The 14,527-nt window shown below is 70.7% G+C and carries 15 protein-coding genes; 6 read left to right on the top strand and 9 right to left on the bottom strand.

Going from position 1 to position 14,527, the window contains the following annotated elements; all coding sequences use genetic code 11:
• Positions 1-85 precede the first annotated feature (85 nt).
• From ACF1G2_RS34775 to ACF1G2_RS34795, 5 genes are all read left to right on the top strand, one after another.
• A complete protein-coding gene (locus ACF1G2_RS34775; RefSeq protein WP_391802158.1) occupies positions 86-541 on the top strand; it encodes a peroxiredoxin in 456 nt (151 codons plus the stop codon).
• Between the two features lie 148 nt (positions 542-689).
• Entirely contained in the window at positions 690-1,082 is a 393-nt protein-coding gene (locus ACF1G2_RS34780; protein WP_391802159.1) for an SHOCT domain-containing protein, read from the top strand.
• A gap of 95 nt (positions 1,083-1,177) precedes the next feature.
• The gene (locus ACF1G2_RS34785; RefSeq protein ID WP_391802160.1) at positions 1,178-2,017 is read left to right on the top strand and encodes a hypothetical protein; all 840 of its coding nucleotides are present in this window, start codon (positions 1,178-1,180) and stop codon (positions 2,015-2,017) included.
• Between the two features lie 56 nt (positions 2,018-2,073).
• The gene (locus tag ACF1G2_RS34790; protein WP_391802161.1) at positions 2,074-2,526 is read left to right on the top strand and encodes an RrF2 family transcriptional regulator; all 453 of its coding nucleotides are present in this window, start codon (positions 2,074-2,076) and stop codon (positions 2,524-2,526) included.
• A gap of 84 nt (positions 2,527-2,610) precedes the next feature.
• On the top strand, positions 2,611-3,798 hold the full coding sequence (locus ACF1G2_RS34795; protein ID WP_391802162.1) for a globin domain-containing protein: 1,188 nt from the start codon (positions 2,611-2,613) through the stop codon (positions 3,796-3,798).
• Positions 3,799-3,847: 49 nt separating this feature from the next.
• On the opposite strand, the gene ACF1G2_RS34800 is transcribed toward ACF1G2_RS34795, so the two are convergent.
• The 4 genes from ACF1G2_RS34800 to ACF1G2_RS34815 all read right to left on the bottom strand — a co-directional run bounded on the left by ACF1G2_RS34800 (position 3,848) and on the right by ACF1G2_RS34815 (position 6,713).
• Positions 3,848-4,216: a peptidase inhibitor family I36 protein gene (locus ACF1G2_RS34800; protein WP_352192593.1), complete on the bottom strand. Its 369-nt coding sequence runs from the start codon at positions 4,214-4,216 to the stop codon at positions 3,848-3,850.
• Positions 4,213-4,911 carry a hypothetical protein gene (locus tag ACF1G2_RS34805; RefSeq protein WP_391802163.1) on the bottom strand — a complete coding sequence of 233 codons (699 nt, stop codon included), beginning with the start codon at positions 4,909-4,911 and terminating at the stop codon, positions 4,213-4,215. The genes ACF1G2_RS34800 and ACF1G2_RS34805 overlap by 4 nt, the downstream gene beginning before the upstream one ends.
• A gap of 392 nt (positions 4,912-5,303) precedes the next feature.
• Positions 5,304-6,107 (bottom strand): polysaccharide deacetylase family protein, encoded by an 804-nt coding sequence (locus ACF1G2_RS34810; RefSeq protein ID WP_391802164.1) that lies wholly within the window; start codon positions 6,105-6,107, stop codon positions 5,304-5,306.
• Between the two features lie 195 nt (positions 6,108-6,302).
• Complete coding sequence (locus ACF1G2_RS34815; protein ID WP_391802165.1) at positions 6,303-6,713, bottom strand: hypothetical protein; 411 nt, start codon at positions 6,711-6,713, stop codon at positions 6,303-6,305.
• Positions 6,714-6,859: 146 nt separating this feature from the next.
• Between ACF1G2_RS34815 and ACF1G2_RS34820 the strand changes: the two genes are divergently transcribed.
• Positions 6,860-7,375: a DUF6328 family protein gene (locus ACF1G2_RS34820; protein WP_391802166.1), complete on the top strand. Its 516-nt coding sequence runs from the start codon at positions 6,860-6,862 to the stop codon at positions 7,373-7,375.
• A 15-nt stretch (positions 7,376-7,390) separates the two neighbouring features.
• Here the strand turns inward: ACF1G2_RS34820 and ACF1G2_RS34825 are convergent, their stop codons facing one another.
• The 5 genes from ACF1G2_RS34825 to ACF1G2_RS34845 all read right to left on the bottom strand — a co-directional run bounded on the left by ACF1G2_RS34825 (position 7,391) and on the right by ACF1G2_RS34845 (position 14,459).
• The gene (locus ACF1G2_RS34825; protein ID WP_391802167.1) at positions 7,391-8,938 is read right to left on the bottom strand and encodes an ATP-dependent DNA ligase; all 1,548 of its coding nucleotides are present in this window, start codon (positions 8,936-8,938) and stop codon (positions 7,391-7,393) included.
• Between the two features lie 600 nt (positions 8,939-9,538).
• Entirely contained in the window at positions 9,539-11,830 is a 2,292-nt protein-coding gene (locus ACF1G2_RS34830) for an LAETG motif-containing sortase-dependent surface protein (protein WP_391802168.1), read from the bottom strand.
• A gap of 216 nt (positions 11,831-12,046) precedes the next feature.
• Positions 12,047-12,757, bottom strand: a complete 711-nt coding sequence (locus tag ACF1G2_RS34835; RefSeq protein WP_391802169.1) for a DUF6333 family protein — start codon at positions 12,755-12,757, stop codon at positions 12,047-12,049.
• 203 nt (positions 12,758-12,960) lie between these two features.
• A complete protein-coding gene (locus ACF1G2_RS34840; RefSeq protein WP_391802170.1) occupies positions 12,961-13,899 on the bottom strand; it encodes a DUF6397 family protein in 939 nt (312 codons plus the stop codon).
• A 155-nt stretch (positions 13,900-14,054) separates the two neighbouring features.
• A complete protein-coding gene (locus tag ACF1G2_RS34845; RefSeq protein WP_391802171.1) occupies positions 14,055-14,459 on the bottom strand; it encodes a roadblock/LC7 domain-containing protein in 405 nt (134 codons plus the stop codon).
• Between the last annotated feature and the right edge of the window lie 68 nt (positions 14,460-14,527).

Below are 14,527 nucleotides of genomic sequence, written 5' to 3' on the forward strand. Positions count from 1 at the left end.
CCCGCCGGTGACGCACCTTCCTACCCTGCGGTAGCGTCACCCGTCGACGACCGGACGGGCCGGTCGGAGACAAGGGGCGGGCCGGATGAACGTCGGTGACATCGTCGAGGACTTCACTCTTCCGGACGATACGGGGACACCCCGATCGCTGGTCGGCCTCCTCGCGGACGGACCCATCGTCCTGTTCTTCTACCCGGCGGCCATGACGGCGGGCTGCACGGCGGAGGCATGCCACTTCCGTGACCTGGCCGCCGAGTTCCAGGAGGCGGGAGCGCGCCCCGTCGGCATCAGCTCCGACGTCGTCGAGCGACAGCAGGAGTTCGCCGACCGGCACTCCCTCGGCTATCCGCTGCTCTCGGATCCCGAGGGCTCGGTCCGCGACCGGTTCGGCGTGAAGCGCGGCTTCTCTCTCGCGCCGACCAAGCGGGTCACCTTCGTCATCGACGAGAACCGCCGGATCCTGGAGGTCGTCCGCAGCGAGCTGCGGATGAGCGCCCACGCCGACCGTGCTCTGGCGGCGCTGAGGGCACGCACGGCCTGAGTGTGGATATCGGATCGTGGATATCGGACCGTGGATCCAATATTCAAGATCCGGAGAGCCTTCGACATGCGGGCCGGCGGGGGGTGGGCGAAACTCGCTCATACGAGTGGCCGACTTCGGGCGGCCACCGCAGGAACGGAGCGCAGGAATGGACGACTACCCCGCACTCAACCTCTTCTGGACCATGCTCTGGTTCTTCCTCTGGATCATGTGGCTGTTCCTCCTGTTCAGGGTCATCACCGACATCTTCCGCGACCACGAGATGAGCGGCTGGGGCAAGGCGGGGTGGCTGATCTTCTGCATCCTGCTCCCCTTCCTCGGCGTGCTGGTCTACGTGATCGCCCGCGGCAAGAGCATGACCCGGAGGGACATCGCGCAGGCCAAGGAGAACGAGGCCGCGTTCCAGTCGTACATCCGCACGACGGCGGGTACGGGTGGCGGCGGCCACGCCGACGAACTGGCACGGCTCGCCGAACTCAAGGACAAGGGCGCCATCACGGACGAGGAGTTCGAGAAGGCGAAGGCCAAGGTCCTGTCCTGAGGAAGGGCGCCGCGGAGACACCGGCTCCCGTTCTCTCCCGCTCGCTTCTGCGGGAGGCTTGGACCCAGCCCGGCTGGCTGCCCGAACTGCTCGCCATGTTCGCCCTGCGACACATGGGCCCGCCGGCCGGGCGGGCCGTGGAGCGGCTGCGCCGCGACCATCCGGAGGCGACCCCCACCGAACTGCGTGCCCTGGTCGCGGCACGCGGCCGGCGGGCGGTCACCGCCGAAGGGGCTTTCGTGGGCGGGCCGTTCATGCTCCTGATCCCCGTCGCCTTCTGCGGCGCGCTGCTGCTCCAGGCGCGGGCGATCCTCGTCCTGGCAGGTCTGGACGGCCGGGACACCACCGACCCCGAACGCGCCGCCGAGCTCCTGGTCCTGCAGGGGGTGTACGCGGACACGACGGCCGCCGCGGCCGGTCTGCGCGCCCGCCCGGCTCCCGCCGACGACACAGAGCCCCGCCCGGGCCGGATCGCGGTGCTCTGGAAGCTGACCCTGCGGATGGCCCGTCTTCTCGGCATCGTCACGCCGGACGACGACGGCCCGGGCAGGCTCGCCCGGATCGGTCAGTGGCTGCTGCTGATCGCGGTGATCCTGACCGGCCTGGTGGCGCCTCTGGTGTGGCTGCCGTACATGGGAGTCTCGTACCACAAGGCCACGACCAAGCTGTTGCATCGCGCCGTCGTCTTCTACTGCGGCACCCCGGACCCTCCTCCGCCGCGCACGGGCCGGCTTCAGCCGGAGATGGTGGTGGCCTCGCTGCGGGCGCTCGCGTCGATCGTGCTCCCCCTGGTGGCGGTGATCGTGGTCCTCTTCACGGACCGGGAACTCGGCGGCGGGCGGTGGCCGCTGCTCGCTCTCGTCCTGGTGGTCACTCCCCTGGTGGTGGGCGGCACGTGGCTCTGGCGCCACCTCTCGGCTCGCCGCTCACACTGAGCAGGGCCCCACCCCCTAAATAGGTATCGAGAATACTTGTTTGATACGGTCCCGGTGTGCGGTTGACGAAATTCACCGACCTGGCGCTGCGTGCCGTGATGCGTCTGGCGGTCCTCGGAACACCCGGCCAGGAACCTGCGATCACCACGCGGGAGGTGGCCGAGGTGATGGCCGTGCCCTACGCCCACATGGCGAAGGTCGTCACGCGGCTCCAGCACCTCGGCGTCGTCGAGGCGCGACGCGGACGCGGCGGCGGCCTGACCCTCACGGAGACCGGGCGACGGGCCTCGGTCGGGTGGCTGGTCCGGACGCTGGAGGGCGAGGAGGAGGTCGTCGACTGCGAGGGCGAGACCCCCTGCCCTCTGCGCGCGGCCTGCCGACTGCGCGGCGCGCTGCGCCAGGCGCAGGAGGCGTTCTACGCGTCGCTCGACCCGTTGACCGTGGCGGACCTGGTCGAGTCGCCCACGGGGCCGGTGCTCGTCTCGCTGGGCATCCGGCACGACGGCTGACGCCCACGCTCGGTCCACAGGACTTCACCGCCCGTCCACTCACCCTCTTAAATACGTAGATCATCTACCACAATAGGAGCTTCGATGCTGTCCGAGCAGGCGACCCCCGTCGTCCGAGCCACTCTCCCCGTCGTCGGGGCCTCGCTCGGCGAGATCACCGAGCGCTTCTACGCCGGGATGTTCGCCGCCCGCCCTGAACTGCTCCGCGACCTCTTCAACCGCGGGAACCAGGTCAATGGCGACCAGCGGCGGGCACTGGCCGGCTCGATCGCGGCCTTCGCCGGGGCGCTCCTGGAGAGCCCCGGCACCCGGCCGGACGTCATGGTCTCGCGCATAGCCCACAAGCACGCCTCGCTGGGTGTCACGTCGGAGCAGTACAAAGTCGTCCACGAGCACCTATTCGCCGCGATCGTCGACGTGCTCGGCGACGCCGTCACACCCGAGGTCGCCCAGGCCTGGGACGAGGTCTACTGGCTGATGGCCAACGCCCTCATCGCCCTGGAGTCCCGGCTCTACGACGAGACGGGTGTCGAGGAGGGCGGGGTACACCGGCCCATGGAGATCGCCGGACGGCATCAGGAGACGGCCGACACCGTCTCCTTCGTCCTGCGCCACGCCGACGGACGTCCCACGGGATCCTTCCGGCCGGGGCAGTACGTGAGCGTGCGCGTCACACTGCCCGACGGCGCCCGGCAGATCCGTCAGTACAGCCTCTCCGCGGCACCGGGCCGTCCTCAGTGGCGGATCACGGTCAAGCGGATCGACGGGGACCCCGCGGGCGAGGTGTCGACCTGGCTGCACGACCACGCGCGCGTGGGCGACACCGTCGAGGTGTCCGCGCCGTTCGGGGACCTCGTCCTGCCGGAGGGTGAGGGACCGCTGCTCCTCGCCTCCGCCGGGATCGGCAGCACGCCGATGCTGGCCATGCTCGACCACCTCGCCGCCACCGGCTCGCGCCGTCCGGTCACGGTCGTGCACGCCGACCGCTCCCCCGCCGACCACGCGCACCGCGAGGAGCTGCGCCGACTGGTCGACGCAGCTCCGAACAGCTCCCTGCACCTCTGGTACGAACAGCCGGGCGCGACGGACGCGCTCCGCGGCCGCGCGGACGTCACCACGCTCGACCTGCCGTCGGACGTGACGGCGTACCTGTGCGGTCCGCTGCCCTTCATGCGTCAGGTGCGCGGCGACCTGCTGGCGGGCGGCGTCGCCGCTTCGGCCGTCCACTACGAGGTCTTCGGCCCGGACCTGTGGCTGGGCGCCGGGAACTGACCGCCCCCGCACCCGGAGGGGGGCGGGGGCGTCATGGCGGGAGAACCGCTCAGCAGCTCATCGCCCAGGTGTGGGAGTCGCCGCGGTCATTGGCCACGCCGTTGTACCCGACCTCCTGGCCGGGAGTCAGGCAGATGGTCATCGCGCCGCCCTGATGGGCACTCTCGTAGACCCGGACGTGGTCCTTGATGCCCGGTCCCGAGATGCCGTGGTTGGCCCAGGAGGAGTCGGTGTCGGCGATCCAGCTCTCCCACCAGCCGTCGTCGCCGCTCCAGTTGGCGCGCTGGCCCCCGAAGTTGGCGTTCTCCCAGGCACAGAACTCGCCACTCGGACAATCGGCCGCCTGGGCGGGTGCGGTGAGGGCGAGTCCGCCCGTGAGGGCGAGCAGGGCGACGGCCGTGGTGAGGATGCGCTTCATGAAGCGTTGTTGCCTTCCTGTGCGGTGACGGGTGCGGACAGCTCGGCTGCCCGCCGCAGCGCGCGGGTGCGCAGCTGCTGGTAGGTGGTGAGCTGGTCGCCGCGCAGTGCGCGCACCTTCGCCAGCTCTGCGGGTTCCAGCCGCGCCCGCACCTCGGCGAGTCCGCTCTCCCGGTCACAGCGGGCGACGACCGTGGGGTCGGGCCGTTCGGTGCGCGGGCGGCCGGACGGGGTCGCGCACCGGTTCCAGCGCGCGAGGGCGGCCCGGTGGGCGGGGTCGTCCTTCATCCGGTCCTGGGCCTCGGCGCGCAGGTTGTCGACGGTCACCTGGGCGCGGAACCAGCGCGTCTGGTCCCCGTACAGGGTCCGGCGGGCGGAGGCGAGGCAGCCGTCGGTGTGGGCGGTGACGGTGTGTCCGGTAGCCAGGGTGAGCGACAGTTCGCGGGGGCCGGTGCCGAAGAGCGCCCCCTGGAGGCGCCGGTCTTCCTCCGGGGTGTCCGGCCGCCGGGCGAGGGTGAGTCCGCGGGCGTCCAGACAGCGGTCGACCAGGGTGCGCTCGACAGCCCTGAGCAGCGTGTCCTGGGCCTGCGGCGTCCGCGGAACGGCCGGACCGTCGGTCGTGACGCATCCCGCGAGCAGCAGCCCGGCGGCGAGGGCGCCGACGGCACGGCGGATGTGCGCGATCGTGTCCGGCATGGCGGCCCCCTCGTGACGTCCCAGGTCAGCGGGCTGAGTAACGGGTCGTCACAGCCCGTGACGATCTTGCCCGGTCACGGAAGGTGCATGCGGGGAGTCACCCGAAGGGGTTGAACGCGCCGGAGCGTGCGCCCCTCACGAGCGGTCCGCGCCCGGGAATCGACGGGGGACACGGCCCGAGGAACGACAAAGCCCCGGTTGGACGGGGGATTCCAACCGGGGCCGATTGCCGCGACGACGAAGAGCGGTCACCGCAAGGGGGGGACCTGGGGACCGGGCCCCTTCGCCATCACACATTGATGAACGATAAACCTTCAAGACGAGTTCCGAGGACTCCAGGGTGCCCGATGTGAGACACCTCACCCCCTTTTTTACCGTTCGTGCGTCTCACATCACGGACGGTAGACCGACCCCGGCTCCGCCTTGCCGGGCGCAAGGAGCTGAGGGACCGTCACAAAAGTGAACCCCTGTTCCTTCAGCTCGTCGATGATGCCCGGCACGGCGGGGACGGTGCCGTCGTAGATGTCGTGCAGCAGGATGATCCCGTCACCCTGCGCCCCTTCGAGCACCCGCTTCCGTATGAGGTCCGAGTCGGTCGTGGAGTAGTCCTTGGCCGTGACGCTCCACAGGATCTGCGCCAGCCCGAGGTCCCGGCTGACCTCCGAGACGGTGTCGTCGGTCCGCCCCTGCGGAGGTCGCATGAGAGTCGGCCGGCTTCCGGTGATCTCCTCTATCGCGTCCTGGGTGCGGGACAGCTCCTCCCGCACCTCGCCGGCCTCCAGGTCGGTCAGGATGCGGTGCGTCCACGTGTGGTTCGCGACCTCGTGCCCCTCGTCCGCGATGCGCTTGACGACGTCGGGATACCGATCGACGTGCTTCTTGCCGAGCAGGAAGAACGTGGCGGGGACCTTCTTCTCCTTGAGCACGTCGAGGAGGTGGGGCGTGTCCTTGCCGGGGCCGGCGTCGAAGGTCAGGGCTATGCACTTCGCCTTGGCGCAGTCGACGGGCCCGGCCGAACCGCCCGATCCCTCAGCGCCTTCCCCGCCCCGCTTGTCGTCCGATCCGGCCGCCTTGCCCCTGGCTTCGGCCGGGGTGATCGGATCGACCCCGCACCCGCTGAGGGCGAGTACGAGAGTGGCCGCCGCCAGAAGGGCGGCGGCCGATCCCCGGCGTTTCCGCGTATCGGTTCGGAACATGCTGCAACCCGCTTTCCCCGTAGATGGCTTCGAAGGGCGACATGCGCCTGGTCAGGGGCGCCGTCGCGGCATACGGAGCACTCTACATATCGTGTATACACGCGATGCATAGGGGGTGCGGGGCAGAGAAACGCCCCGGACGGCGCCCGTCCGCTCCGTCCGGGGGGTGTCAGTGGGCCGGCGGGGCCGACCGGGTCAGCGGGATGCGAGGAGCAGGCGGGCCTCGGTCTCCTGGTCGCCCGAGACGGACTGCGTCGACCGCACCGCGAAGGTGGCGGCGAGTGTCTTCTCGACCTCCTCGACCGCGTGGTACCCACCGGTCAGCAGCGCGCCGACCTGTCCGGCGAGATGGACCGGACCGGCGTCCTCCCGACGCCCGCCGGCCGTGTCGAAGGTCGCCATCCAGACGGTGGGGGCGGGCGCCGAGGCCGCCTTGGGGCCGGGGGCGCTCATGTCCTCGAGCCGGTAGACATGGTCGAGGACGTCGAAGACCGCCTGGGCGTCCTGTCGGTCGCAGTCGCTCAGCTGCACGGTGACGTCGGTGTCGATGTGGGTTTCGTACACGTAGCTCATCTCCTCGCTGCCAGGCGTTGGCCGTCCTGCCACGCTTCCAGCATCCCTCGCGCCGGAGCGTCCCGCGACGTCCCCGCGCACCCGGGGCGGGCGCGGCCGCCCCCTGGCTCGGGCGGCCCGGGATTGAAGCGGGCTCCAAGCGGTTACCCGCGAAGAGAGGGCCGACAACAGGAGGTTCCGTGTCCACTCGACCAGTGCGGGAACAGTCGGACGGCGGTGATCTCGTCCGTGGTCGTCACGAGACGCAGGAGGAACGCGCGGACCGGCGCTGGGCCGAGCTGATGCAGGAGATCAGGGTCGCCCAGACGGGCGTGCAGATCCTGTTCGGCTTCCTGCTCACGGTCGTCTTCGCGCCCCGGTTCGCCGACCTGTCGGACACCGACCGGGCCATCTACGTGGTCACGGTGTCGCTGGGCGCGGCGGCGACGGGGGCGCTGATCGGGCCGGTGTCGTTCCACCGCATCGTGGCGGGGCGCCGGATCAAGCCGCAGACCGTGGTCTGGGCCTCGCGGCTGACGTTCGTGGGGCTCCTGCTGCTGCTCGCCACACTGACCTCGGCGCTGCTGCTCGTCCTGCGGGTGGCGACGCACGACGGGTACGTGCCGTGGCTGGTGACCGGGCTGGTCGCCTGGTACCTGCTGTGCTGGTACGTGCTCCCGCTCTGGGTGCGGCGTCGCTACACCAGCGGAGACTGAGCGAACTCCCCCGGGTCAGGCTCCCGCGACGACTCGCTCCACGGTGTCGGCCTCGGAGGCCGGCTTGTCCGGCCGGTGACGCAGGACGCGGGCGAAGCGCAGGGTGACCCCTGCGGGGTAGCGGGTGGAGCGCTGGACACCGTCGTACGCGATCTCGACGACGAGCTCGGGCCGGACGCGTACGGTGAAGCCGTCGTCGTCCACGGCGAGTTCGCCCAGCTTCTCGGTCTGCCAGCGCAGCATCTCGTCGGTGAGGCCCTTGAACGTCTTGCCGAGCATCACGAAGGTCCCGTCGGCGGCCCGGGCGCCGAGGTGGAGGTTGGAGAGCAGCCCCGTGCGGCGGCCGTGGCCCCACTCGGCGGCGAGGACGACGAGGTCGAGTGTGTGGACCGGTTTGACCTTGAGCCAGGTACGTCCACGGCGGCCGGCCACATAGGGCGCGTCCAGGGCCTTCACCAGGACGCCTTCGTGCCCCAGGGACAGCGTGTCGGTGAAGAACCGTTCGGCCGCCTCCACCTGTCCGAGCACGCCGGGATCGTCCACGACGAAGCGACGGACCCGCCGGTTCTCGGGCAGCAGACGGGCCAGCGCGGCGTGGCGCTCCTGGCCCGGCCGGTCGATGAGCACCTCGCCGTCGGCGGCGAGCACGTCGAAGAAGACGGGTGAGAGAGGCACCGTGGCGCTGGCGGCGGCGACGTCGACGCGGGAGCCGACACGCGAGGCGATGTCCTGGAAGGCGAGCGGCCGACGGGTGGCGGGGTCGAGGGCGATCACCTCTCCGTCCAGGATGAACGGGTCGGCGGCCGTCTCCCGGGCGACGGCGACGACTTCGGGCAGCCGGCCGGTGATGTCGTCCAGGGAGCGGGTGAACACCCTCACCTCGTCGCCGCGGCGGTGCACCTGGATCCGGATGCCGTCGAGTTTCTCCTCGACCGCGCACCGTCCGAGACCCGCGACGGCCTCGGTGACCGAGGCGGCCGTATGGGCGAGCATCGGCTGGACGGGGACACCGACCCGCAGCGCGAAGCCTTCGAGGCCGGCCGTCCCCTCGGCCAGCACCGCCTGGGCGACGCGGGGCAGCGAACCCTCCAGCATCACGGCCCGGCGGAGCTCGGCCGAGGACACGGTGGCGGCGCGCGCGACCCCCTCGAGGGCGATGGCGTCCAGGGCTCCCTGCCGTACCTCCCCGGAGAGCAACCGGATCAGGAACTCCTGCTCCTCCACGGTCGCGGCAGCCATCAGCTCGTGCACGATACGGACGCGCTCGGCCTGCGACCCGGCGCCGGAGACGGCGGCCAGCTCGGTCATGACGGCGTCGGTGCCGGCGAGGGTCAGGCCGGGGTGCGCGGCGGGCGGTACGGCCGGTGGGACCACGTTCTTGAGCACGCCCCAGCCGACGCCGATGCGCCCCTGCGGAAGCCGGCCGGAGAGATACGCGATCACGAGCGGGCTCTCCTCGGGCACGGCCTCCGAGAACAGCTCGGCCAGCACCGCGATCTTCCGCGAGCGGGCGGACGTGGCGGCGACCTGCTGGGACGCGTCGGCGAGTCGTGCCAGAAGCATGCGCCCATACTCCCCCGCCGGTGGCGCGGGCCGCACGTCGGACACGGGCCGGACGGCGCGTGGGCGACGCGAACGGACTGGTCACCTACTCGTCCGGGGTCCGTAACGGTCCTCCGCCCAGGCGAGCACGTCCGATGCCGCGCGGAGTCCGGTCACGACTCCGGGCGACCCCGGCGCCCCCGGCGACAAGGCCCGCACCCTCTACCCACCACCCGTACGTCGGCTTCGACGCCGAGATCGACGGGTCGATCGAGGCGAGGAGAAGTACGCCGGGGTACCTCTTCAGGGGCGGCGAGAAGACGGTCGCCATGCAGGCGCTGCCCATCGGCTATCTGGACCGCGCCCCCGGCAGCAACGGAACGTGGCGATGCCGCCTGTCTCGCCCTCCGACGAGATGGGCGGCCTCGACGTCGGAACCAACCCCCGGGTCACCTACTGGACCCGGGATCTCGGCGCGATCGAGGATCCCCTGTTCAGGTCGAACGTCAGCCGGCCGGTCGGGGTCGGTCCGAACTGCCGGCGCAAAGGCCCGGCGGCGGGCGGCGGACGCTGTTCTGCGCCCACCGGCCCGCCGCCGGGTCCCGTCATGGACCGGACGGCCTACTCGCCGGCCGTCCTGCGACGCCGCATCCACCACAGCAGTGCTCCGCCGGCCACGGCGAGGACCGCCGCGATGCCCACGATCATGCCGACGGGGGTGCTGCTGCCGGTGTCGGCGAGGTCGCCGTCCGGATCCTTCGTGGCCGGCGGCGCGCTGTGGTCACCGCCGGGCGTGGAGGGGCCGGGTGCCGGAGTGGTCGGCTGCTCGGTGGGCTTGCCGGTGCCCGACGGAGTCGGCGTGGGCGTCGGCGTGGGACCGCCGCCACCGTCACGCTCACCGGACGAACCGAGGAAGACCTCTTCGGTACCGCGGTGTGTCGTCTCGGTCTGCAGAGACGTCCTGGTGGTCCTGTCGAGGTCACGGTGCTGGACGTTGAACTCGGTCCGTGTGATGTTGCGCTTGGGGGACTTGGAGAAGTCGACCCCGCCCATGGACAGGATCCAGACCTTGCCGTCGTAGACCCGCTCGAACTTGTAGTCGCCGTTCTTGAACGAGTGGACGTACTTGTCGTAGACGGTCTTCTTGTCCCAGTCCTTGTTCTCGCCCCTCAGCGGCCACCGCTTGACGTCGTTGCTGTTGATGACGGTGCGGAAGTCGGTGGGCTGGGCGGCGTCCGCACGGCGGACGTGCTCGGCGGCGACGCGGGAACGGTAGACGTAGCGCAGGTCGGCGTAGCCGGCCTCCTGGTTCACGCGGCGCTCCACCTCCGGCAGGATCTCACTGCGGATGAGCGCCTCGGCCTGCTTGGACTGCGCCTCGGTGATGTCGCAGGTGTTCGGCGGCTTGTTGGGACCGCTGGCCACCTCCATGTTGACCTTCAGCGGCGCGTCGAGGATGTAGATGCCGCCGTCCTGCTCACGGACCGTCGCCGTCTTGGGGGTGATCCACTGCCGGATGATCGGCAGGCAGGGCGCACCCTCGGCGGTGCGCGGCGCGGCGCGCCAGAATCGCTCCCCGCGCTCGTACTTGTCGGGGTTCATGGCGTCGGCGTAGTCGTGCTTGAGGGTGAGGTCCGCCTCCAGCAGGATGCGGCCCGCGTCGGTCTTGGCGAACTCCTTGTCCATGATGACGTCGGGCTGCACGGGGTTGAGGTTCACCCAGAACTTGTCGGGGGTCAGTGCCAGCCAGGTGAAGAACGCGTCGTTGGCGAGGTTCAGGCGCGCCTCACCGCCCCAGCCGGGCTTGGCCTCGGCGTCGGGGACGTACGTCGTCTTCATGGAGTACCGCATCCCCTTGCCCTTGGCGGGGGTGGAGACGTAGTTCAGTTCCATGCTGGAGAAGTCGATCCCGCCGGGGCCCCGGTTGAAGTAGCCGCCCCGGTTGTTGGCCTCGTACTGCCTCTGCATACGGAGGGCTTCCGCGGGGGTCTTCCCCGAGCGGAGTGCCTGGTCCATGATCGAGGAGCGACCGGCCTTCAGCGGGTCGGCGTTGAAGCGCGGGTCGGCGGCGGTGTAGACGTTCGGCTTCAGCGGGCGCTCGATGGCGTTCGAGCGGCGCTCGACGATGTTGGCCTGCCGCGCACTGGTGCCCCGGTCCGCCTTCATCTCCTTGTTGAAGGCGTCGACCTTCTCCTTGGTCCCCTTCTCGGTCGTCTGCCCGGTCAGGTACTGGAACTTGTCCTTCGGGTACTGCTTGGCGAGCGCCTTGTCGCCCTTCAACTGGTCGTTCTCGATGTGTCCGTTGGACTTCGCCTCGACGTTGACGCCCTTGGCCCGGTTGCGTGCGTCGATGCGGCGTTCCTGCTTGTTGCCCTTCTCGTCGGTGTATTCGAGGGTGTCCTCGCACCACCAGTCCGGGCCGACCATGTTGTACTTCTTGACCATCCGCTGCATGAACGCGAAGCCGCGCGGCGGGTTCCCGTGCGGGGCGAGCCAGCGTATCTGCTTCCAGTCGTCCCAGTTCTTGTAGCCGGTGGAGTTGTTGTACTGGGCGTTGTAGCGTGCGTACATCTCCATGACGCGGTCGGCCGGGTTGCCGTTCTTCTCCCAGAGCCGCTGCCACTTGCGGTAGTTCGTGCCCGCCTTCTCGCGCTGCTTGTCGGTGGGCGCGAGAACCCCGTCGAAGTCCTTGGCCGGGTTGACGTACGTGTAGTTCTCGTCCGTCGGGAACGGGTCGTAGTCACCGGTCATCGGCGGGCCGGAGTTGGCCGGGGTCCTGCCGTAGCTGTGCCCCAGGTACATCTCGTCGCAGCGCTGCGGCTTGGGCGCCGCCTCGGCCTCGTCGATCTGGAAGCCCGGCAGCCCCGGAAGCCCGGTCAGGGATATGGCGGTCGCCGCGCTCAGAGCCAGCACGGTGCGTGGCCACAGTCGACGGGTGCGGCCTAAGGGCCGTATCTGTGCAGTCACGTTCTTTGTCCCCCTGGGAGAGCCCGTGTACAGCGCCGCGCGGGGCTCCTGAGATCGGCGATGGGTGCGGCACTGGAGACCGACCACCCTAGGGGACATAGCAAGTGCGAAGGCAAGAACACGACGATCGATTGCTGACAACTTCCTTATGTTTCCCGATCGTTACTCTTCCATCCAGGTCTCCTCCAGGTGATCGACGGCCTCGGGCGTGCGCTCGACGCGGAAGACCGACAGGACGCGCTCGCGCCGGTCCAGCGGCATCATCGTGCGCAGCACGGCGTCTTCCAGCTCGCTGAAGTCCATCGTCGGCGGCTCCGCGTCGAGGTCGAAGTCGGCGTCGAGAGCGGTCCGCGCCTGGAAGGCGTCGAGGATGCCTTCGACGCTTCCCTGTACGTTCCACGGGCCCTCACCCGACCATCCCTCGGCCCAGAGGCGAGTTCCGTCGGGGTGGAGGAAGACCCATGCCCCGTACCGGATGGGGAAGTCGACGCGGACCGACCCGATCACGGCTGCCCCCGGGTATCGCTGGGCAAAGGCGGCTGCCTGGTCGTCCAACGGGAAGCAGCCGCCCCGGAAGGCCAGCGCCGCGTCGGTGATCTCGGTGACCGAGCCCCAGCAGCCCACCCGCACCCGCTCGAGGTCGGCGCGGGTGTCCTGCGGCACCAGTTCCGTGGCGGGCTGCGGAGCCAGTTCCGCGGCGACGCCGGCGACGGTGATCAGGGACGCGACCACCTCTCGCGCGCGTGCGGGATCGTGCGCGGGGAGCGCTTGAACCTCACGGGGCGAGGGCTCGTCGATGACGGTGAGGCTGTAGGTGCCGCCGCGGAGCATGGGGGCGTCGGGCGGGGAGTCCCAGAGGGTGTCGTCGGTCATAGCCATCCACCGTAGTGCGGGCGACGACGGAGAGGGCGAAGACGGATCACGCGGCGTCACATCGGCCGCGGGCGGGAGCGGTTGCGGCCGCAAGGGTGCCACCGGGCCGTCCGCGCGGCCGGCCCTTGCCGTCCGCTACGAAGCGAACGTGCTGGTCGTGGCCGTCGATGATGGGCCGGGACGCCGATTGTCGCCGACAGGAGCTAGCCCCGTGGCCTCCCCTCCGGCTCTGCGCCGGCCAACCCCCTACGGCGCCTCAGACGGTCGAGGAGACTGCGGCGCGGACGGTGCGCGGGCGGGCGGTGGGCGGGCGGGCGGATCAGGACGGAAGAGCGGGGTGGGCGTGGTGTCGGCGCGTCCGGCGCGGGCGCGGTGTCGGGACGCGGGGCGGGACGGTCCGCTCGGGCCTCGTCCAGAGCGAGGGCGAGGCTCATGCGATGCCAGAGGATCTCGTCTGGGTCGTCCGCCACGGTCAGCCGGTCCACGATGTCGCGCGCGGCCGCCGACTCCGTTCGCCCCGAGGGAGGTTCGGGGCGCAGACGGTCGAGGTGGGTGCGTTCGTACGGGTCGTCGACGACCTCGGACAACTGCCCCGGGTCGAGCAGCGAGGCGATGGCCGCGGCCCGCGCCCAGGGGTCCTCGGCCGACCGGAGCAGGAGCCCCAGGCGGCGGGCCCGCCAGTTGCGCGGCCGTCGGTCCTCTCCGCCGTCGAGGCGCTCCCTGGTCTCCCTCGGGAGTCTCCCGGTGAGCAGCCCTGGATGGGTCAGGGCGAAATCGCCCAGCTCACCGGCGAGATAGAGCCAGACCACCGCGCGGTAGCGGTTGAGATAGAACCGCACCGGGCTGAAGTGCCCGGTCCTCGCGAGCCTGGTGAAGCGCTCCGGCGGCACGGCGAGCAAGGCGGCGGCCTCGCCCGTACCGACCGTGCGAACGCGGTCGCGCAGTCCGGCCGGGAAGTCCGGCGCGCCCCTGAGCCGGTCGATCTCCGACCGCTCCACACGTCGACCTCCGCCCCGCGTGCCGGCACCTCCCGGCACGGTCCGCACCAGACCCAGCTGGACGGCGAGCTGGAACTCGTCCCGCCGCAGCTCCAGTTCCAGCGCTGCCCGCGTCAGCGCCAGCGCGGGCACCGGCGCGGGCATGGGCCCAGGCTCCGCCGGCGTGGGCGGCCCGGCCGGCGCGGGCGCGACGCGAGTGGTCTTTTCTCCTGTCATGACGGTCTCCCCCGTGAGTGACGATTACTCTCGGTGACGACCGTACCTCCGTCAGGCCGGCTCCCGCTCGGCCTGTGGACAACTCACAGGCCGCCGACTCCCGACTGCCGCGCCGCCACCCCGAGGTGCTCGCCGACCCGGTTGACCAGCAGCGTCATCTCGTACGCCACCTGACCGACGTCGGCGTCCGCACCGCTCAGCACACACAGGCAGCTGCCCTCGCCCGCCGCCGTCACGAACAGCAGGGCCTCGTCGAACTCGACCATCGTCTGCCGTGCCCGCCCGGCCTGGAAGTGCCGGCCCGAGCCGCGCGCAAGGCTGTGCAGGCCCGAGGAGACGGCGGCCAGATGCTCGGCGTCCTCCCGTTCCAGGCCGCTGCTCGCTCCTGTGACCAACCCGTCGTTGGAGAGTACGAGCGCGTGCCGGATGTACTCGACCCGCCGGGTCAAGTCGTCCAGGAGCCAGTCCAGTTCCTTGTCCAGCGCCATCTGTGGTCCTTCCCCCTGTGTGTGGCGTCCCCGTGACCCCGCAGTCCCCGCGGTCCGCCTGTCGCGGC

The sequence above is a fragment of the Streptomyces sp. NPDC013457 genome (assembly GCF_043089925.1).
Classification (GTDB): domain Bacteria; phylum Actinomycetota; class Actinomycetes; order Streptomycetales; family Streptomycetaceae; genus Streptomyces.

Excerpts from the sequence above, each read along its gene's own strand:
- ACF1G2_RS34810 (WP_391802164.1), bottom strand. The coding sequence starts at position 6,107 with ATGTTCCGAACCGATACGCGGAAACGCCGGGGATCGGCCGCCGCCCTT.
- ACF1G2_RS34845 (WP_391802171.1), bottom strand. The coding sequence starts at position 14,459 with ATGGCGCTGGACAAGGAACTGGACTGGCTCCTGGACGACTTGACCCGG.
- ACF1G2_RS34795 (WP_391802162.1), top strand. The coding sequence starts at position 2,611 with ATGCTGTCCGAGCAGGCGACCCCCGTCGTCCGAGCCACTCTCCCCGTC.
- ACF1G2_RS34785 (WP_391802160.1), top strand. The coding sequence starts at position 1,178 with ATGTTCGCCCTGCGACACATGGGCCCGCCGGCCGGGCGGGCCGTGGAG.
- ACF1G2_RS34780 (WP_391802159.1), top strand. The coding sequence starts at position 690 with ATGGACGACTACCCCGCACTCAACCTCTTCTGGACCATGCTCTGGTTC.
- ACF1G2_RS34840 (WP_391802170.1), bottom strand. The coding sequence starts at position 13,899 with ATGCCCGCGCCGGTGCCCGCGCTGGCGCTGACGCGGGCAGCGCTGGAA.
- ACF1G2_RS34825 (WP_391802167.1), bottom strand. The coding sequence starts at position 8,938 with ATGCTTCTGGCACGACTCGCCGACGCGTCCCAGCAGGTCGCCGCCACG.
- ACF1G2_RS34775 (WP_391802158.1), top strand. The coding sequence starts at position 86 with ATGAACGTCGGTGACATCGTCGAGGACTTCACTCTTCCGGACGATACG.
- ACF1G2_RS34800 (WP_352192593.1), bottom strand. The coding sequence starts at position 4,216 with ATGAAGCGCATCCTCACCACGGCCGTCGCCCTGCTCGCCCTCACGGGC.
- ACF1G2_RS34805 (WP_391802163.1), bottom strand. The coding sequence starts at position 4,911 with ATGCCGGACACGATCGCGCACATCCGCCGTGCCGTCGGCGCCCTCGCC.
- ACF1G2_RS34835 (WP_391802169.1), bottom strand. The coding sequence starts at position 12,757 with ATGACCGACGACACCCTCTGGGACTCCCCGCCCGACGCCCCCATGCTC.